The sequence below is a fragment of the Natronobacterium texcoconense genome (assembly GCF_900104065.1).
Taxonomy (GTDB): Archaea; Halobacteriota; Halobacteria; order Halobacteriales; family Natrialbaceae; genus Natronobacterium; species Natronobacterium texcoconense.
Window position 1 is genome coordinate 456479 of sequence record NZ_FNLC01000002.1, and the last position, 16882, is coordinate 473360.

Sequence of the window (16882 nt, forward strand, 5' to 3'; positions counted from 1 at the left end):
GTTCTATTATATAGTAGGTAGTTCCGGTTGGATCAGGCGTCCTCGACGATGACGACCGCCGATTCGGTCTCGATCATCTCGCCCTCGCCGGAGTAGGTGCGCTCGAGTTCGACTTCGAACAATTCGTCCTCGAGTTCCTCGCCGGCGACCCGGAGCACGCCAGCGTCGTCGTCTATCTCGTACTCGCCGCTCTCGATGCCGGCGTCGATCTCGCCGACCTTCTCGCCGAACTTCGGGCCGAGCGTCGAGTAGTCGAGGTCGATCGAGGCGACCTCGGTCGTCACTTCGGGCTCGTCCTCGAGGATCTCGAGGTCGGCGACGTGCATCACGTTCGCGATGGCGTCGTCGAAGCCGTCGATCTCGCCGTAGACGGCGACGGACTCGAGGTCGGCGTTCAGCGGGAGCTGGTTCTCGCTCTTGTAGCGTCGTAGCGCAGAGATGACCTCCATCGCGGTCTCGCCGGCCGCGAGGTCGGCGTCGTAGCCGCGGACGCCAGGCCAGTCGCGGACGTGGATGCTGGTTTCCTCGAGGTCTCCTTCGCCAGCATAGACCGCCTGCCAGATCTCCTCGGTGACGTGGGGCAGGAACGGTGCCCACAGCTCGAGGAAGGTCTGGTGAGCCGTCCGCAGCGCGTACTGCGTCGACGGGTTGTCCTCGCGTTCCTTCGCGATCTCGAGGTAGTCGTCACAGAACGTGTTCCAGAAGAACGTCCGAAGGCGGTCGCGGGCCTTCGCGAACTCGTAGTTCTCGAGGTGGTCGGTCAGCTCCTCGGTGGCGTCGTCGAGTTCCGCGAGCAGCCAGCGGTCGATCGGCTCGAGGTCTGCGGGCTCGTCGGGGTCGCGCGGTGCGAGATTGTCGACGAGTTTCGAGGCGTTCCAGAGCTTTCGCAGCAGCTTCTCGCCGGCGGTGAGGTCTTTCTCCTGGTACGGGAAGTCGTCGCCGACCGCTGCACTCGCGGCCCAGAACCGCACGGCGTCGACGGGGTACTCCGCGAGCACCTCGTCGGGCGCGACGACGTTACCACGCGATTTCGACATCTTCTCGCGGTTCTCGTCCAAGACGTGGCCGTTGATCATCGTCGCGTCGAACGGCACCTCGCCGGTGTGTTCGTAACACTTGACGACGGTGTGGAACAGCCAGAACGAGATGATGTCGTGACCCTGCGGGCGCAGGTCGAACGGATACAGTTCCGGCTTCGCCATCGTGAACTCCTCGCTCTCCTCGTCCCAGTCCCAGCCAGCGTTGACGAGGGGAGTCAGCGAGGAAGTCGCCCACGTGTCGAAAACGTCCTCTTCGGCGACGAACTCGTCGCCGCCACACTCGGGGCAAGCGTCGACGTGTGGTTCGTCCGAGAGGGGATCGACGGGGAGGTCCTCCTTCTCCGCGATGATCTCGTGATCGCAGTCCGCACAGTACCAGACCGGGAACGGAATCCCCGAGTCGCGCTGGCGCGAGATCAGCCAGTCCCACTCGAGGCCCTCGATCCAGTGTTTGTAGCGAGTGAACATCTTCTCGGGGTACCAGTCCATCTCCCGGCCGGCCTCGAGGTACTCCTCCTTGTGATCGAGGATCTCGACGTACCACTGCTTGGAGACGCGGAACTCGACGGGCGTGTCACAGCGTTCGTGGACCTGGACGGTGTGGGAGATCTCCCAGCGATCGCGGAGGGAGCCCTCCTCCTCTAAGTCCTCGACGATGGCGTCGCGGGCTTCCTCGGTGGACATGCCCTCGTAGTCGCCGGCGAGGTCGGTCATCGTCGCGGACTCGTCGATCGCCACGCGCAGCGGCAGGTCGTGGGCCTGGTACCACTCGATGTCCTTCTGGTCGCCGAAGGTACAGCACATCACGATGCCGCTGCCTTTCTCCATGTCGACGCGCTCGTCGGCGATGATCGGCACCTCGTGGCCGAAGATCGGGATACGAGCGGTCTCGCCGACGAGGTCCTGGTTCTCGTCGTCGTCGGGGTGGACGAAGACGGAGACGCAGGCCGGGATCAGTTCGGGTCGCGTGGTGGAGATGACGAACTCGTCGCGGTCGGTGCCGTCACTCGTCACTTCGAACGCGATGTCGTTGAAGTGCGAGCCCCGGTCGTCGTCTTCCATCTCGACCTGGGAGATCGCGGTCTCGCAGTCGGGACACCAGATCGCGGGTGCCTTCTTGCGATACTCTCGGCCCTTCTCGTAGAGGTCGATAAAGGAAAGCTGTGAGATGCGCTGGACGCGAGGTTCGATCGTCTTGTAGGTGTTGTCCCAGTCGATCGAACAGCCCAGCCCCTGCATCTTGTCGGTGAACTCGGCTTCGTACTCCTGGCAGACCTCGCGACAGAGTTCCTGAAACTCGCGGCGCTCGTAGTCCTGGTGGCGGATGTCGAGTTCCTTCTCGGTCAGACGCTCGGAGGCGATTCCGTTGTCGTCGTAGCCGAAGGGGAACAGCACGTGGCCGTCGTGCATCCGCTGGAATCGCGCGGCAAAGTCCTGCAGCGTGTGGCCGTAGAGGTGGCCCATGTGGAGGCTCCCCGACACCGTCGGCGGCGGCGTGTCGATCGCGTATGTCGTGTTCGGGTCGCGTTCGGGGTCGCTCTCGTAGGCGTAGACGTCCTCGTCGACCCAGGCGTCCTGCCAGCGGCGCTCGACCGCTTCGGGGTCGTAGCCGCCCTCGAGAGTCGGCTCCTCGCGTTCTTTCTCCATACTCATGCTCTCACCGCCCGTGGCGGGCGTCGTCGATGCGTCGATCGTGGGATCGTGGATGATCGGTCGTCCATAGCTGATACTGGCCGTTGCTCGGTGAATTTCGGTCTGGAACAATACATCCGTCGAAACGGGGTGGGAGATGCGGGGCTACGGGGCCCCTACGAAGACGGCGTCGCGCGGGCCGTCGAACGTGCCGGCCGAATCCGCGACGGAACGGATCATACTCACCAGTAGCAACGGGGAGGATGTTAGGTGTTTCGCGTTCTTTCGCGAACGCGCCCGTCGGTCTGCCGGCAGCACCACTAAGGAACTGCCCCGTATACGACGTCGCGCTATGGATCGACAGCGTTCGGCTACGACGGAGATTCGCGGCGTCGACGTCGCCGGCCCGCCGGACGGACGACCGATCGTCTTCGTCCACGGAGCGATGTTCACGCGGAAGATGTGGGGGCCACAGCGGGACGCGCTGGCCGACGAGTACCGCGTCATCGCGCCCGACCTCCCAGGCCACGGTGAGCGAGCGGGCGTATCGTTCGATCTCGAGTCTGGAATCAGGGTCCTCGACGACGTCGTCGACTCGCTGACGGACGACGGAGCGATCCTCGTCGGCCTCTCGCTGGGTGGCTACGTGATCACCGAGTACGCGAGCCGATATCCGGACAAGGTCGACGGCCTCGTAATCGTCGGGAGCAGCGTCAACCCCGTCCGGGGGATGAACCTCCTGACGCGACTGACCGGAGCCGTCGCACGATTGGCGACCCGCAGCGACCGTATCGAGCAACTCGTTCAGCGACTCGGGAGACGCTGGGTTCGCAACCGGGACCTCGACCCGGAACACGAACGAGAGATCATCGAGTCGGGACTCTTCCCGCGAGAGTTCGGCATGCCAGGACCGGATCTGGGAGGGCGAAACGTCCGAGCGACCCTCGAGACCTATCGTGGCCCGGTGCTCGTGATCAACGGCGAGCGCGATATGATCATGCGTCGCGGCGAGCGAGAGCACGCCCTGGCTGGCGACGCGGACGTGATCGTACTCGAGGGCGTCGGCCACGTCTGTAACCTCCACCGCCCGGAGACGTTCACGAGGGTCGTCGAACAGTTCGTTCGACGGGTCGATGCACCGGAGTAACACGGCTTCAGACGGTCGTTTGGTAGAAGTGTTATCAGTGTTCGTGTACGAGCGACAGTCGATGCACTGGTTGCGAGCGTTCGGTCGTGTACGACGTGTAGGTGGTCGTATCGATGGTGAGTGACCTCGCCACACGGTACGCCGATGGGCTGGTCGCTCGTAGCAAACTCGTTATCGTCATCTTGCTGCTCGTGACCGCCGGGGTCGCGGCGGGAGCCGTCGTCAACGAGACCGAAGACGCCGGTATCGGCGAGTTCGAGACCGGCTCCGAAGAGGAGGCCGCCCTCGAGTACGTCGAGGACAACTACAACACCGACGAACAGGTCGTCACACAGATCGTCGTCCGTGACAAGGGTGGCGACGTCCTCACCAGGGAGTCGCTGCTCGAGTCGCTGTCCTTCCAGCAGGACGCCCTCGGGAACGAGTCGATAAACGAAACCGTCGCCGACGACGATTTCGTCGGTCTCGAGAACGCCGTCGGAATCGCGGCCCACACGGAGGACCGGGTCGACGAGTTCGAAGAACGCGGCGAGGAACTCGGCGAACGCCAGGCCGAACTCGAGGCCAGAAGCGACGTACTCGAGGAGGGTATCAACGAGAGTCGCGAAATTCAGCGCGAGTACGAGCAGCTGAACGCGACGACGGACGAAACCGATCCCGAGTACCAGGAGGGCGCCGCCGAACTCGAGGCGCAGTTCGAGGCAGTCCTCGAGGAGACGACCGCAGCGGCCGACCTCGACGACGAGGAGGCCGACGAGTACGCACAGTTCGCAGAGCAGGCCCGCGAAATCGAGTCGGGTCTGTTCGTGATCGAGCAAACGACCGACGATCCCGAATCGGTCGACGAGTACGGGGAGCTACAGGAGCGTCTCGAGGGTGTCTACGCCGGTGCGACGGTCGGGTTGCTCGAGGAGGAGTTCGAGGCACTCGAGTCTGACTTCGAAGCTCTCGAGGAGGACCGCGAGGCGTTCGAGGAGAGCGACGGACCGACGCTCGCGGAGCAGGTCGACGCACTCGAGGATCGTTCCGACGAGGAGGTCGAGGAACTGCTCGCTGACGTCCTCGATCCCGACGCCGACGCCGGTGACGAGGACCCTGCGGAGTTCCTCCCGGCCGACTACGAACCCGGCGACACCGAAGCCGACTCCCGGATCACGTTCCTCTTCCAGGCCGACGACAGCGGCGAAGACGAGGATCCCGAAGCGGCCTACGAAGCCCAACTCGAGGTCGAATCGCTGTTCGAGGAACGATTCGACGACGGGTTCGTCTTCGGCCAGGGAATCACCGACGCCGCCTCCTCGAGTGCGGTCGGTGACAGTTTCATCATCATTACCCCTGTCGCGCTCGTGCTCGTCCTGACGATCCTCGCGATCACGTACCGCGACGTCGTCGACGTCCTGCTCGGTCTCGGCGGTATCGCGGTCGTGATGGCCTGGCTCGGCGGGCTGATGGGCTGGCTCGAGATTCCGATGAGCCAACTCCTGATCGCGGTCCCGTTCCTGCTGATCGGGCTCTCGATCGACTACGCCCTGCACGTGGTCATGCGCTACCGAGAGGCGAGAGCCGGCGTGCTCGATATCGGCGACGAGCGGACGGACGGCGGCGTCGCTCGCGGCATCCGGACCGGGATGGCCGTCGGCGTCAGCGGCGTCGTCCTCGCGCTCGCCGCGGCCACCTTCTCGACGGGGATCGGATTCCTCTCGAACGTCGTGAGTCCCCTACCTGCGATCCAGGACTTCGCGATCCTCAGCGCCGGTGGCATCCTCGCGACGTTCGTCGCGTTCGGGATCCTCGTGCCCGCGCTCAAGGTCGAGGTCGACCGCGTCCTCGAGAACCGGTTCGGCCGCGATCGGGCGAAGTCGCCGTTCGGGGTGAGTGCAGGGCCGATCAACCGCCTGCTCTCCGGCGGCGTCGTGCTGGCTCGACGAGCGCCGCTCGCCGTCGTCTTCCTCGCGTTCCTGCTTGCCGTCGGCGGCGCCTACGGCGCGACGGGCATCGACACGGAGTTCAACGAGGCGGACTTCCTGCCCGAGGACGCCCCCGAGTGGGCGAAGTCCTTCCCCGAACCGTTCGCGCCCGACACCTACACCATCAGCGACGACGCCGAGTACCTCGGCGACAACTTCCAGGATCCCGACTCGCAGGCTGAGATACTGATACGCGGGGACGTGACCGATCCCGCGACGCTGCCCGCGATCGAGGACACACGCCAGAGCCAGGCCGTGGCCGGCAACAGCACGATCGACAGCGAGCCCGACGGCTCGGCAGCCGTCGACGGCCCGCTGTCGGTCCTGGAGGACGTCGCCGCGGACAACGAGACCGTCGCGGAGGGTCTCGAGGAACGCGACACGACCGGCGACGACGTCCCAGACGAGGACCTCGAGGGGCTGTACGACCTGCTGTACGACGCCGATCCGGACGAAGCGGCGACTGTCCTCGAGCGGACCGAAGACGGGGAGTACGAGTCGGCTCGACTGCTCGTCAGCGTTCGCGGCGACGCATCGGCACAGAGCGTCGCCGACGATACCCGTGCGTTCGCAGCGGAGATCGAGGACGGAGCGGCGGTGACGGCGATCGCGACCGGCGGACCGGTGACGACCGCGGTCGTTCAGGACGCCCTGCTCGAGACGCTCGTCCAGGCGTTCGCGGTGACGCTCGTGGTCATCCTGGTCTTCCTGACGGTCCTCTACTGGGTGCGCCACCGTGCGCTCTCGCTGGGTGCCGTGACGCTCGCTCCGGTCGTCGCCGCGCTCGCGTGGCTGCTCGGAGCGATGGCTCTACTCGACGTCCCGTTCAACAGCGAGACGGCCGTCATCACGAGCCTCGCGATCGGGCTCGGCGTCGACTACAGCATCCACTTCGGCGAGCGGTTCGTCGCGGAGCGAGAGCGCCAGGAGTCGATCCACGACGTCCTCACCGCGACGATAACCGGCACCGGCGGCGCGTTGCTCGGCAGCGCGCTGACGACGGCCGCCGGCTTCGGCGTCCTTGCCCTGGCGCTCGCACCGCCGCTCCGACGATTCGGGCTCGTGACCGGACTCAGCATAGTCTTCGCGTTCCTCGCGTGCATGACGGTGTTGCCGAGCCTGCTCGTGCTCCGCGAGCGGGTGCTCGTGCGTCTCAACCGGTGAACCGCCCGTCTTCCCGTGCTGACCGGTGACGTACGCTTCGATACCAGGAACTGTGCATGGCGTTGCTCGAGTAGCAGTTTTTGTAATAAATACCTCCCCTCAGTCGGCGGGCACCCATATATGAATGAAGGGGGTAGACTGGCCGGTCGCCAGTCACGACTCCGGATTGACATAGGTAGTGTCCGTACGGACGAGTATGAACTCGAAGACGACCAGACGAAAACTACTCGGCGGTGCCGCAGCGACCGCGAGCGCCGCACTCGCCGGCTGTAGCGGGATGACCCCCTTCGTCGGCCAGCAACTCGCACACACCGAGACCGTCTCGTCCGACGACGTCGAGCGCCTCAGCGTCGACACCACCAGCGGCGAAATCACCGTCACCGGCGGCGACCACGACGAGATCGGCGTCGACGTCGAGAAACAGTCCAGTTCGATCCGGACCGATCTCGAGGACCTCACGCTCCAAACGGAGCAGACCGACGGCACCCTCGAACTCCGCTCTGAGTGGGACGGATCGCTGGGCTGGTTCGAGAGCCAGCCCTCGATGAACCTCGAGATCGACCTGCCACGGGAGATCGAACTCGAGGAGATACGGACCAGCGTCGGTCGTGTGACGGTCGCCGACGTGACAGGTGATCTTGAGGTTGACACCAGCACCGGCCGCGTGACCGCCAGGGACATCGACGGCGACCTCGAGGTCGACACCACGACGGGCCGGGTCGACATCACGGACGTCGACGGTGCGGTCGGTGCCGACACGACCACCGGCCGCGTCGAAATCCGGGACGTCGAACTCCTGGAGGACGTCTCGACGACGACGGGCCGGATCGAAACCGACGTACCGGCGATCGACGGCGACACCGAAATTACGGCGAGCACCGGCCGCATCGAGGCGGCGATCAGTCCCGACGTCGACGCCGAACTCTCCGTCCGGACGAACACCGGACGTCTCGAGATCGACGACCTCGAGTTGACCGACGCGACCCGCGGCGACGACCTGGTGACGGGGACGCTCGGCGATGGCGGGCCGGAACTGCGGTTCGAGACGAGCACCGGGCGGATTACGCTGACGACGCTCGAGTAGGACTCGAGTTGCGGTTTTCGGTTCGTACCGATGGGGAGCCGTGAAACCTTTTTGCCGACCGACGATGTGGCGAGAGACCGCGTTATGAGCATGAAAGCGTTCGTTATGGAGGAGATCGGCGAAACGGGGATCACCGAGAAGGAGCGACCGGAACCGGGGCCAGCGGATGCGATACTGAAGCCGACGAAGGGGTTGATCTGTACGTCGGACTGCCATACGGTCCACGGTGCGGTCGGCGAGCGCGAGAACCTCACGCTCGGACACGAGATCGTCGGCATCGTCGAGGAGGTGGGCGACGACGTCAGCGACTTCGAGGCCGGCGACCGTGTCGCCGTCGGCGCGATCACACCGGACTGGAACTCGAGGGCCGCCCAGGACGGCCACCCCTCGCAGTCGAATGGGGCGCTCGGCGGCTGGAAGTTCGCGAACGTCAAGGACGGGACCTTCGCGGAGTACGCCCACGTCAACGACGCCGACGGGAACCTCGCGCACATCCCCGACGGGGTGAGCGACCACGAGGCCGCGTACACGGCGGACATGATGTCGACAGGATTCGCCGCGGTGGAAAACGCCGACCTCCCGGTGGGCGGAACCGTCGCAATCTTCGCCCAGGGACCGGTCGGGTTGATGGCGACGAAAGGAGCAGTGTTGCAGGGCGCCGGAGAGATCATCGCCGTTGAGACCGTCGAAAAACGACAGGAACTCGCAAGGACGTACGGCGCGGACCACGTCGTCGACTTCCAGGAGGGCGATCCCGTCGAGGAGATCATGAATCTCACCGACGGCGAGGGCGTCGACGTCGCCGTCGAGGCGCTGGGAATGGACGAGACCTTCCAGGACTGCATCAAGGCCGTCAAGCCGGGCGGGACCGTCTCGAACGTCGGCTACCACGGCGAGGGCGAGTTCCGGCACATCCCCCGCGAGGAGTGGGGCCTCGGCATGGCCGAGATCGACGTCGTCACCGACCTCTGTCCCGGCGGCCGACTCCGTATCGAACGACTGCTACGGCTGCTGGAGAACGGCCGTGTCGATCCGACGCCGATGACGACCCACGAGTTCGCGTTCGACGAGATCGAGGAGGCGTTCGAACTGATGGACAGCAAGGAAGACGGGATCATCAAGCCGCTAATTCACTTCAAAGAGGAGTAGGTCGTAGCCCTATTCCGGATCGATGACGTCGATATCGAGTCCTAGATCCAGCTCCGCCTCTTCGGGTCGAACGATCCTGAGCCAGTCATCGGGAAACGTGTACGTTCCTCGAGGGAAGCACTCGTCGTTGATCGGGCTACTGAGGACGGTAACCGTTCCACCCTTCTGCTCTCCTGGATCCAGTTCGACGGTAGGATATCCGACGTCCGGCCAGACAGGTCTACTCTCGGTTTGCGCCGTCCAACACCCGTCCGCTGGCAGTTCCGGCACCCACTCGTCGGGCTGATCTTCGTCGGGATCGGCGTAGAGCTTCTCCGTATCGGCCGGAACGAGATGAATCTCTGCATCTTCGTCCGTGTGCTCTCCACCGTAGCTCCGCCACGGATACGGATACGGGAGTTGCACCTCGTACGTGTCGTCCCCGTCGTTTCTCACCCCAAGTTCGATCTGAGGCGGAGTGTCGTCCGTCGGTGGCTGGTCGACCGCCCCCTCGAAACTGAATACGTCGTCGAATTCGTCCCCACTTATCGTCGTATGGACAGCCACTTCTGGCCACTCGGCCGCTTCAGAACCGCTTTCCGGTGGTGTATCGCTCCACGTCCGGCCACCGACACAACCACCTAGTACCGATACCGTGCCAACAGCGGAGGTAGTTAACCACGTTCGACGGTCCATACGCTTTCTTTTCCCGACAACCGAATAGTCACTTGGAACGGTCAGATAGCTCTTTTACCTTTTCTCGCTCGATACGGACACGTCCTCACTCTCTCGCAGTCAACAACCCTTCGGCGACTATGGCTGACAGCCGTCCGCCGAGGTTCACAAGCACCAGCGTGACGTAGCCGATGGCGACGCCGCCGGCAGCTGCGAGCAGCGACCGGCCGAACGTATCGATTGGATACCAGCCCGCGAGCACGACGTGTTCGCCGTAGTACAGGGGCGTGATCACGAGGTTGGCGGTCAGCGAGAGGCCGACGACGATTCCGACGAACGCCACGAACCCCAGGAGGGTTTTCCACACCAGGTAGACGGCCCCGAGCCACGTTGCTCGTCCGAGTACCAGTTCCCGCAGGAAGGCAACTGCCCCGTCGTCAGTGTCGGGAAAGCCGGGCGCGACGTCGGCCTCGAGCAGGCCCTCCGTCACCGCGCCGTCGAGCCACGCCAGCGCGACGAACATCAGGAGGGTGACGACGAACGCGATAGGACCGAGCAGCGCAGTGACGAACGCGAACGGGCTGAGCAGCGTGATGCTCAGTCCGAGCGTCGTCGCGATTCCCGTCACGGCGACAGTGAAGTACAGTATCGCCAGCGGAAACGCAAGCAGCAGGTACGCCAGCGAGCGGTACGTCCAGGGATCGACCGGAGCGGCGGCGATGCCGCGTCCACCGGTTGCAGCGCCGTTCGATCGCGTCGAGTCGGTCGTTGTCGTACTCATCGTCCTCGAGCGAGGAGTGGACGGCCACGGCCCTAAACCGGGGTCGCGAACTGTCGCCCGGACCACTCTGCGAAACGTTTAATTAGGTCGCCTCGAGCGAGTAGAGGATCGCGAGCAGGCCGACGATGTTCGCGAGCAGGATGCCGAGCAGCGTCGCCGCTTCCGGCAGTTCCACGGCGGGTGCGAGGCCGTAGCTGACGAGGAACGGACCGACGGTGATCGCGGCGATGCCGACGGCCAGAAAGCGCATCGCGTCGCTGTCGTTGCGCTGGTAGCCCCGGTAGGCGAGGCTGGCAACGATGGTCCCCACGAAGGCGGTCGCGAACGCCGTCGCGAACAGGACGGTCGCGGGGTCAGCGGCGACCATAGACCACCCCCAGGATGACGAGCAGTCCGAGTAGCTGTACCGCGGTCGCGATCACTTCCTGCCAGACCGGAGCGACAGCCGGCATGTTCGAGAGGACGAGTCTGAGGAGCATGGGTATCGTCGTGAGCAGTACGAGGCCAGCGCCGAGCAGGAGCATCCCGACGCCGCCACCCGCCCGATAGCCGCGATAGAGCCGAACGGCGAGATACACCGACAGCACCGTCGCGACGAGCAAAGCGAGAAACACCAGCACGACCAGTTCCGGCGATCCGCCGACCGCCTGAGTGTCGAGCGGTACGAGCCGGCCGCTGAACGTGCCCTCGACTCCGAAGGGTGTCGGCTCGAGTCCGGAGTTCGATCGCTGCCCGATCATTTGAATCCCTCGTAGAGTCTGGTAAAGCGGTCGGCTGCTGCTTCCGTCGGCCCGCGATCGACGTCGACCTCGAACCCGTTCTCGTCGAGTCGGATTCGTACCTCGCGGAGCCGGGCGCTGTAGACCTTGTAGTGGTGGCCGCCGGGATCGAGTTTCTGCTGGTCCTCGAGCAGGTCCCGTTCCTGTAGCTGTTCGACGCGTCGGTAGATAGTGGACGGATCGGCGCCACAGGCGTCGCTCAGCGCGTCGACGGACTTCGGTTCCTCGCGGGTTTGCTCGAGGATCGTCCGCATGTACTCGTCGCTGAGGACGTCGACGACGTCGGCCTCACCGTCGTCGCTCATCGTCTTTCGATTTCGTTGACAGCACAAAAGTTCCACTGGTGCACTCGAGGCGAACGGCGTCGTTCGTTCGTGCTGGCTCGTATCGCCCGAAACCGTTCGTATTTCGGACCTCATCACCGAGTCGAGTTGTGTGGAGATTCATTGTTCGGATCGGGTGACGACGGCTACGTCTGCCGGTACCGGTGGACGAACGCGGTAACGAGTGCTGCCAGCCCGATCCCGCCGAACAGCAGCGGCGTGGTCGTCCCGGCCGTCGCCGACGTTGCCCCGGCGAAGTCGAGCACGGGGACCTCGTTGAGGGGGCCGACGTACCAGAGCAGCAGGTACGTCAGCTCGAACAGCCGTCTCGTCCCGGTCCAGTACCCCATTGCCTGTGCGAGCGACGGGACGAACAGGACGGCACCGACGAGGACGACCGCACCGCTCGCTCCCGCCTCGACGATCAGCGGCCACAAGGAGACGCCGAAGAACGCCGTCGCGACGATTGCACCGGCGAGCCACTCCGCGACGAGCTGTCCGTAGGGCTGCTTCGACGAGACGATAAACGGCGTGATCCGGTGTCGAACCGCCCTCGAGCCCATCGACGACCACAGGAACAGCGGCCAGATCGCTGCGACGACGACGAGGCCGGTACTGGCAGCCGAACCGGTGAGACCGGCGATTCCGATCACGAGCGCGCCGGCGTACCACCACCAGGGCTGACCACGCACCAGCAGTCGTAGTTCCTGCACCACGAGTCGGCCGATCCCCCCGGCAGTTCGGTCCGTGACGGGTGTCAGGGCCGCGTTTTCGACGCTCCGAATATCGGACGTTTGGCCCGTTGCCGTCGAACGAATCGAGGGAAGCACCCGGAGCAACCTGCAGACGGTCCCGTCGGAGTTCGTGGAGCCATCGCGCTCGAATCGTTCGTACGGGACGGTGGCGAGCGCCGCGAAGCCGATCCCCAAGAGGATCAACCCGAACCGGTTCGCGTAGAACCAGAGCGGCAGCCAGTCGCCGTCCCAGTGGAACCGGACGATCTCTGCGCTTGCGCTACCGGCACCGAAGTTCGCAACTCCCAGCCCATCGTACTCCGGGGCAACCGAATACAGCGCCTCCGCCGTCAGTTCGGCCGAGACGAACATCCCGACGGTATCGGTCAACTGGAGCCAGACCGGGATTTCGTCCGGGGCGTAGTCGGCCGTTGCGAGTGCTACTATCAGCGCCGTCATTGCGGTGAAGAAGTACACCACGTTCCCGATCGTCCCGTCGAGCCAGTCCGTCGACTGAAACAGGAGCGTGACGCCCGCGACGAGACAACCGACCGGCATTCCGAGCAGAAACACCGTTCCGAGAATCCAGACTGGATCGGTCGTTCCCGTCCCGTGAACGAGGTGGTTGATGACCGCCGCGATCCCGAGTGTTCCGAGCACGACGGCGACGTATCCGACGTGGCTGAGCCATTTTCCGAGGAGTAACGTCCGCGTACTGATGCCAGTGCTTGCAACGAGACGGTCGACGTCGGTCGTTCGGTCCCGCTCGAGCGAGCCCGCGAGGAGGTAGTACCCGAGGAAAAGCAGGACCGATGCGCCCGTCATGCCGGCGGTAAGGCCAATATACGCCGACGTGGGTTCGCCGGTGTACTGGACCGTTCCGCCGTCGCTCGAGTCCACGTAAAATATCTCGACGGTGCCGACGTTGACCAGGTAGCCGAGGTACGCGATTACGGCCAGGACGACGAGCACCTTCCGGGAACGGATTCGCTGGCGGAAGTCCGCCCGTGCGACGTGGAAGATGGGACGCCAGGACGATCGCCCAACCTTCATACTACACCGCCCCTCGCCGTTCGATTCGATGGAGATAGGCGTCCTCGAGCGTCGGCGTCACCGATGTCGCGTCGGGTTCCGGGCGTTCGTCGGCGATTACCCGAACGCTGACGCCGTCGGCCCGCTGGACCGTACTCGACACCTGGTACTGCTCTCGGACTGCCTCGAGGTCGTCACGGGAAACGAGGTACTCGTAGACGCTTCCGTCGGTGGCTTCGACGAGCGTCTCCGGGTCCGTGTGGGTCACCAGTTCGCCGTCCTCGAGGAGGGCGACCGTGTTCGCCGTCGCCTCGATGTCCGGGACGATGTGGGTCGAGAGCAAGACGACGCGGTCGCTGGCGGTCGAGGAGATGACGTTCCGGAACCGCACACGCTCTTCCGGATCGAGTCCGACCGTCGGTTCGTCGACGACCAGCAGGTCCGGATCGTTCACCAGCGCCTGTGCGATGCCGACGCGCTGGCGCATCCCGCCGGAGAACGTTCGGAGCTTGTCGTTCCGGACGTGCTCGAGGTTCGTCAGCGAGAGTAACTCGTCGATCCGGACGTCGGCGGTTTCCCGGTCCAGTCCCCGGAGTGCAGCGATGTACTCGAGGAACTCCTCGGCGGTGAGGTCCGGGTAAACGCCGAAGCTCTGTGGCAGGTAGCCCAGCCCTTCACGGACCACTGATGGGTTCTCGACGATATCGGTGCCGTTCCAGTAGGCGGTTCCGGTCGTCGGCTCCGAGACGGTCGTCACGATTCGCATCAGCGTCGACTTACCGGCACCGTTCGGGCCGAGTAGTCCGTGTATTCCCTCCTCGAGTTCGAGGTCGACTCCTCGAACGCCCCATACGTCCTCCGCGTATCGTTTTCCGAGGTTCTCGAGACGTAGGTTCATTTCCTTGTCACGTTATCCCAGGGACCGCACAAGTATGTAACGGGGCTGATGATTGTGAGACTCCCAATTCTGCGAAATAGTTATATATGAAGACGGATCTCGAGCAGTTGCGAATCGGTCAACGACGCGAAACGGGTGACCAACGTTTATAGTCTCGGGGCCGGCAGTCAGGACCGAGATGGCGCGTTCGACGGCCAGGGTGACCGACGATCGATTCAGCCGACTCGGAACCGGCCTCGAGCGATTCCTCTCGGTCCCGCTCGAGCGCCAGACGTATCTCAACCTGGCCTATCTGCTGCTTGCGTTCCCGCTCGGGCTGGCGTACTTCGTGTTCGTCGTGGTCGGCGTCTCGATGGGGTTCGGCTTCTCGATAACGATCATCGGGGCCATCGTCGGAATCCCTATCCTCGCAGTTACGGTCGCCATCGCGCTCGCGCTGGCCGGCTTCGAACGCTGGCTAACGTCGTCGATGCTCGAGGTCGAGGTCGACCTTCGAACAGAACTGTCGGGAGATGGTCGACGCGATCAGTTCCTCTCGCTGGTGACCGATCCCAAAACCTGGACGCCGCTGGTTTACCTCCCCGTGAAGTTCGTCCTCGGACTGGCGTCGTTCGTCCTGGCGATAACGGGCCTGTCGACCGGCGTCAGCATGCTCTTGCTCCCGTTCTACTACGACAACCCGGGAGTGTACGTCGGCGTCGTCCCGGACCGTGCCCCGGAGATCCACCAGACGCTGTATCTCGGCTGGAACTACCTGCTGGTCGGCTTCGAGGCCGTCGTCACCGTCGGCCACTGGAGCATCGACACCTTCCCGCGGGCGCTCGCCGCCGCCGCGGTCGGGATCGTGCTGTTGCTGGTGACGCTGCACGTCCTGAACGGTCTGGCTCGTCTCTCGGGCTGGTTCGCCCGCGTGACCCTCGAGGACGGCTACGACCCGTTCGCCGTCGTCGCGCGGTCGCTGTAGCTACTCCTCGAGGACGTCGTCACCACGATCCGAGTGGGCCCGGACCCACAGTTCGCCGATCCGGGAGAGTCTGGTCCGGTAGGACTTCCCGTGTTCCTCCCGCTCGATGTAGCCCTTGCCGCCGGGTCCGAGTCGGTCGACGTTGTAGATCACCTTCGAGCGGAAACTGTCGGTGTACTCCTCGTTGAGTTCGCGAGCCAGCGATGCCGCCAGTTCCGAGACCGAGTCGAACTCGCCGTCCTCGCCGAGTTTGAACAGGATGAGTTCCTCGAACGGCTTGACGTTCGAAAAGGAGGTGACGGGGAGTTCGACGATGTGGCTGCCGTCGATCTCTTTGGCTCCGATCGTCGTCCCGCGTTCGTCGAACTCCGCGAGGAGGTCGCGGGCGCTCTCGAGGCGACGGTCGACTCGCTCGTCGTCGACCCCGCCGCTGTCGAGGTCCTCGAGCAGGTCGATCTGTTCCCGTAACTCCTCGGCGAGTTCCGTCTCGAGGTACTTCTCGGGGGCCGTGTAGTAGGTGTGGATCGCCTCGCGGTCCTCCTCGCGTTCGACCATCAGAGAGTTGGCCGCCGTCGCGAACGCAAAACTGACCGTTCGGGGCATCGCGGCGACGTTGACCCAGACCTCGTTGCCTCGCTCGAGTTCGGCGGTGATGAGGCCGTAGGCCTGTTCGAACGCCTCGTCGTAGTCGTAGACGTCCTCCAGAACGAACCGCTCGGTCTCGGCACCTAACAGGTTCTGGAAGTCCGTCTCGAGTTTCTCCGAGAGGTGCCGGGAGTACTCGACGTTTGCCTCGCTGCCGACGGCGCCCTCGAGTAAGATGACGCTGTCGACGTCGATCTGATCGCGGACCAGCGGCGCGATCAGCCGGTCGTAGTCGAAGCCGACCGGGACGATGTGGGTTTGCATGTGTAGGGGTTGGAGGGTCCGACTCCTAACAGTATTGATCTCGAGGGGGTTCTTATACCCATTGTCAGATCCAATACTGCTCAATTCCACATCGCCAATGTTGGGCCTTACTCCCGTCTTGGGTTCCTCATCGGAACCGAGAATGTCCCAACCCTTAATTCTAATTCTGTCCTATGAGTATAGACACAATATTCTATGTTCTATAATTCGTGATAAGGGACTACATTGAGATAACTAATTGCTTTGGTCTGATGGAATACTTTGCTCCTCAATTATTTGATGTCGATGTAATCCACAATAGCAAAATTTCTCGCAACAATCCCCACGTTTGTTTTATCATCCACGCCAAAGACCCTATTATCATGAAGGCTATTTCCCGGGAAGATAGGTATCCGTAGTGGAGGGATATAATACCCACTATAATTAATAAAGAGGACAAAATAATTAGAATAGAAATAGCGAATAGAGAAGCTAATACGGCCTTTTTCGGAACTACTTTCGCTCCGCTCTGGAAACCCTTATGCCCTTCTTCTTCTTCGCCTTCTCTTAGACCGCCCGCCTTACTCAAGGAATCCGCGCCCTGCTATGGCAGAAGCGCGGCTACAGAATAGGATCTGACTTGCCG

Annotated in this window: 14 protein-coding genes; 5 read left to right on the forward strand and 9 right to left on the reverse strand. The window is 63.7% G+C overall.

Features of this window, described 5'->3' with window-relative positions:
• Positions 1-32 precede the first annotated feature (32 nt).
• Positions 33-2693, reverse strand: a complete 2661-nt coding sequence (locus tag BLR35_RS09665; protein ID WP_170831005.1) for a valine--tRNA ligase — start codon at positions 2691-2693, stop codon at positions 33-35.
• Between the two features lie 331 nt (positions 2694-3024).
• Here BLR35_RS09665 and BLR35_RS09670 point away from each other — a divergent pair, with 331 nt between their 5' ends.
• From BLR35_RS09670 to BLR35_RS09685, 4 genes are all read left to right on the forward strand, one after another.
• Positions 3025-3819, forward strand: coding sequence for an alpha/beta fold hydrolase (locus BLR35_RS09670; RefSeq protein ID WP_090381012.1), 795 nt, complete (start codon positions 3025-3027; stop codon positions 3817-3819).
• A gap of 113 nt (positions 3820-3932) precedes the next feature.
• Positions 3933-6950, forward strand: coding sequence for an MMPL family transporter (locus tag BLR35_RS09675; protein WP_090381014.1), 3018 nt, complete (start codon positions 3933-3935; stop codon positions 6948-6950).
• Between the two features lie 196 nt (positions 6951-7146).
• A complete protein-coding gene (locus BLR35_RS09680; RefSeq protein ID WP_090381017.1) occupies positions 7147-8034 on the forward strand; it encodes a DUF4097 family beta strand repeat-containing protein in 888 nt (295 codons plus the stop codon).
• 90 nt (positions 8035-8124) lie between these two features.
• Entirely contained in the window at positions 8125-9183 is a 1059-nt protein-coding gene (locus tag BLR35_RS09685) for an NAD(P)-dependent alcohol dehydrogenase (RefSeq protein WP_090382918.1), read from the forward strand.
• Between the two features lie 9 nt (positions 9184-9192).
• Here BLR35_RS09685 and BLR35_RS20970 read toward each other — a convergent pair whose 3' ends face one another.
• The 7 genes from BLR35_RS20970 to BLR35_RS09720 form a co-directional block, all read right to left on the reverse strand.
• Positions 9193-9618 (reverse strand): hypothetical protein, encoded by a 426-nt coding sequence (locus BLR35_RS20970; protein WP_244510218.1) that lies wholly within the window; start codon positions 9616-9618, stop codon positions 9193-9195.
• Between the two features lie 325 nt (positions 9619-9943).
• A complete protein-coding gene (locus BLR35_RS09695) occupies positions 9944-10618 on the reverse strand; it encodes a sensor domain-containing protein (protein WP_090381021.1) in 675 nt (224 codons plus the stop codon).
• An 82-nt stretch (positions 10619-10700) separates the two neighbouring features.
• On the reverse strand, positions 10701-10985 hold the full coding sequence (locus tag BLR35_RS09700; protein WP_090381024.1) for a DUF7521 family protein: 285 nt from the start codon (positions 10983-10985) through the stop codon (positions 10701-10703).
• Positions 10972-11358 (reverse strand): hypothetical protein, encoded by a 387-nt coding sequence (locus BLR35_RS09705; RefSeq protein WP_244510219.1) that lies wholly within the window; start codon positions 11356-11358, stop codon positions 10972-10974. Before BLR35_RS09705 ends, BLR35_RS09700 begins: the two co-directional genes overlap by 14 nt.
• Positions 11355-11702: an ArsR/SmtB family transcription factor gene (locus BLR35_RS09710; protein WP_090381026.1), complete on the reverse strand. Its 348-nt coding sequence runs from the start codon at positions 11700-11702 to the stop codon at positions 11355-11357. Before BLR35_RS09710 ends, BLR35_RS09705 begins: the two co-directional genes overlap by 4 nt.
• 164 nt (positions 11703-11866) lie before the next feature.
• Positions 11867-13507 (reverse strand): ABC transporter permease, encoded by a 1641-nt coding sequence (locus BLR35_RS09715; protein WP_090381029.1) that lies wholly within the window; start codon positions 13505-13507, stop codon positions 11867-11869.
• Between the two features lies 1 nt (position 13508).
• The gene (locus tag BLR35_RS09720) at positions 13509-14384 is read right to left on the reverse strand and encodes an ABC transporter ATP-binding protein (RefSeq protein WP_090381031.1); all 876 of its coding nucleotides are present in this window, start codon (positions 14382-14384) and stop codon (positions 13509-13511) included.
• A 178-nt stretch (positions 14385-14562) separates the two neighbouring features.
• On the opposite strand from BLR35_RS09720, the gene BLR35_RS09725 reads away from it, so the two are divergent.
• Positions 14563-15348 (forward strand): sensor domain-containing protein, encoded by a 786-nt coding sequence (locus BLR35_RS09725; RefSeq protein WP_244510220.1) that lies wholly within the window; start codon positions 14563-14565, stop codon positions 15346-15348.
• Here the strand turns inward: BLR35_RS09725 and BLR35_RS09730 are convergent, their stop codons facing one another.
• A complete protein-coding gene (locus BLR35_RS09730; RefSeq protein WP_090381039.1) occupies positions 15349-16257 on the reverse strand; it encodes an HFX_2341 family transcriptional regulator in 909 nt (302 codons plus the stop codon).
• Positions 16258-16882: the final 625 nt, after the last annotated feature.

Excerpts from the sequence above, each read along its gene's own strand:
- BLR35_RS09680 (WP_090381017.1), top strand. The coding sequence starts at position 7,147 with ATGAACTCGAAGACGACCAGACGAAAACTACTCGGCGGTGCCGCAGCG.
- BLR35_RS09705 (WP_244510219.1), bottom strand. The coding sequence starts at position 11,358 with ATGATCGGGCAGCGATCGAACTCCGGACTCGAGCCGACACCCTTCGGA.
- BLR35_RS09695 (WP_090381021.1), bottom strand. The coding sequence starts at position 10,618 with ATGAGTACGACAACGACCGACTCGACGCGATCGAACGGCGCTGCAACC.
- BLR35_RS09675 (WP_090381014.1), top strand. The coding sequence starts at position 3,933 with ATGGTGAGTGACCTCGCCACACGGTACGCCGATGGGCTGGTCGCTCGT.
- BLR35_RS09710 (WP_090381026.1), bottom strand. The coding sequence starts at position 11,702 with ATGAGCGACGACGGTGAGGCCGACGTCGTCGACGTCCTCAGCGACGAG.
- BLR35_RS09720 (WP_090381031.1), bottom strand. The coding sequence starts at position 14,384 with ATGAACCTACGTCTCGAGAACCTCGGAAAACGATACGCGGAGGACGTA.
- BLR35_RS09685 (WP_090382918.1), top strand. The coding sequence starts at position 8,125 with ATGAAAGCGTTCGTTATGGAGGAGATCGGCGAAACGGGGATCACCGAG.
- BLR35_RS09700 (WP_090381024.1), bottom strand. The coding sequence starts at position 10,985 with ATGGTCGCCGCTGACCCCGCGACCGTCCTGTTCGCGACGGCGTTCGCG.
- BLR35_RS09665 (WP_170831005.1), bottom strand. The coding sequence starts at position 2,693 with ATGAGTATGGAGAAAGAACGCGAGGAGCCGACTCTCGAGGGCGGCTAC.
- BLR35_RS09670 (WP_090381012.1), top strand. The coding sequence starts at position 3,025 with ATGGATCGACAGCGTTCGGCTACGACGGAGATTCGCGGCGTCGACGTC.
- BLR35_RS09725 (WP_244510220.1), top strand. The coding sequence starts at position 14,563 with ATGGCGCGTTCGACGGCCAGGGTGACCGACGATCGATTCAGCCGACTC.
- BLR35_RS09715 (WP_090381029.1), bottom strand. The coding sequence starts at position 13,507 with ATGAAGGTTGGGCGATCGTCCTGGCGTCCCATCTTCCACGTCGCACGG.
- BLR35_RS09730 (WP_090381039.1), bottom strand. The coding sequence starts at position 16,257 with ATGCAAACCCACATCGTCCCGGTCGGCTTCGACTACGACCGGCTGATC.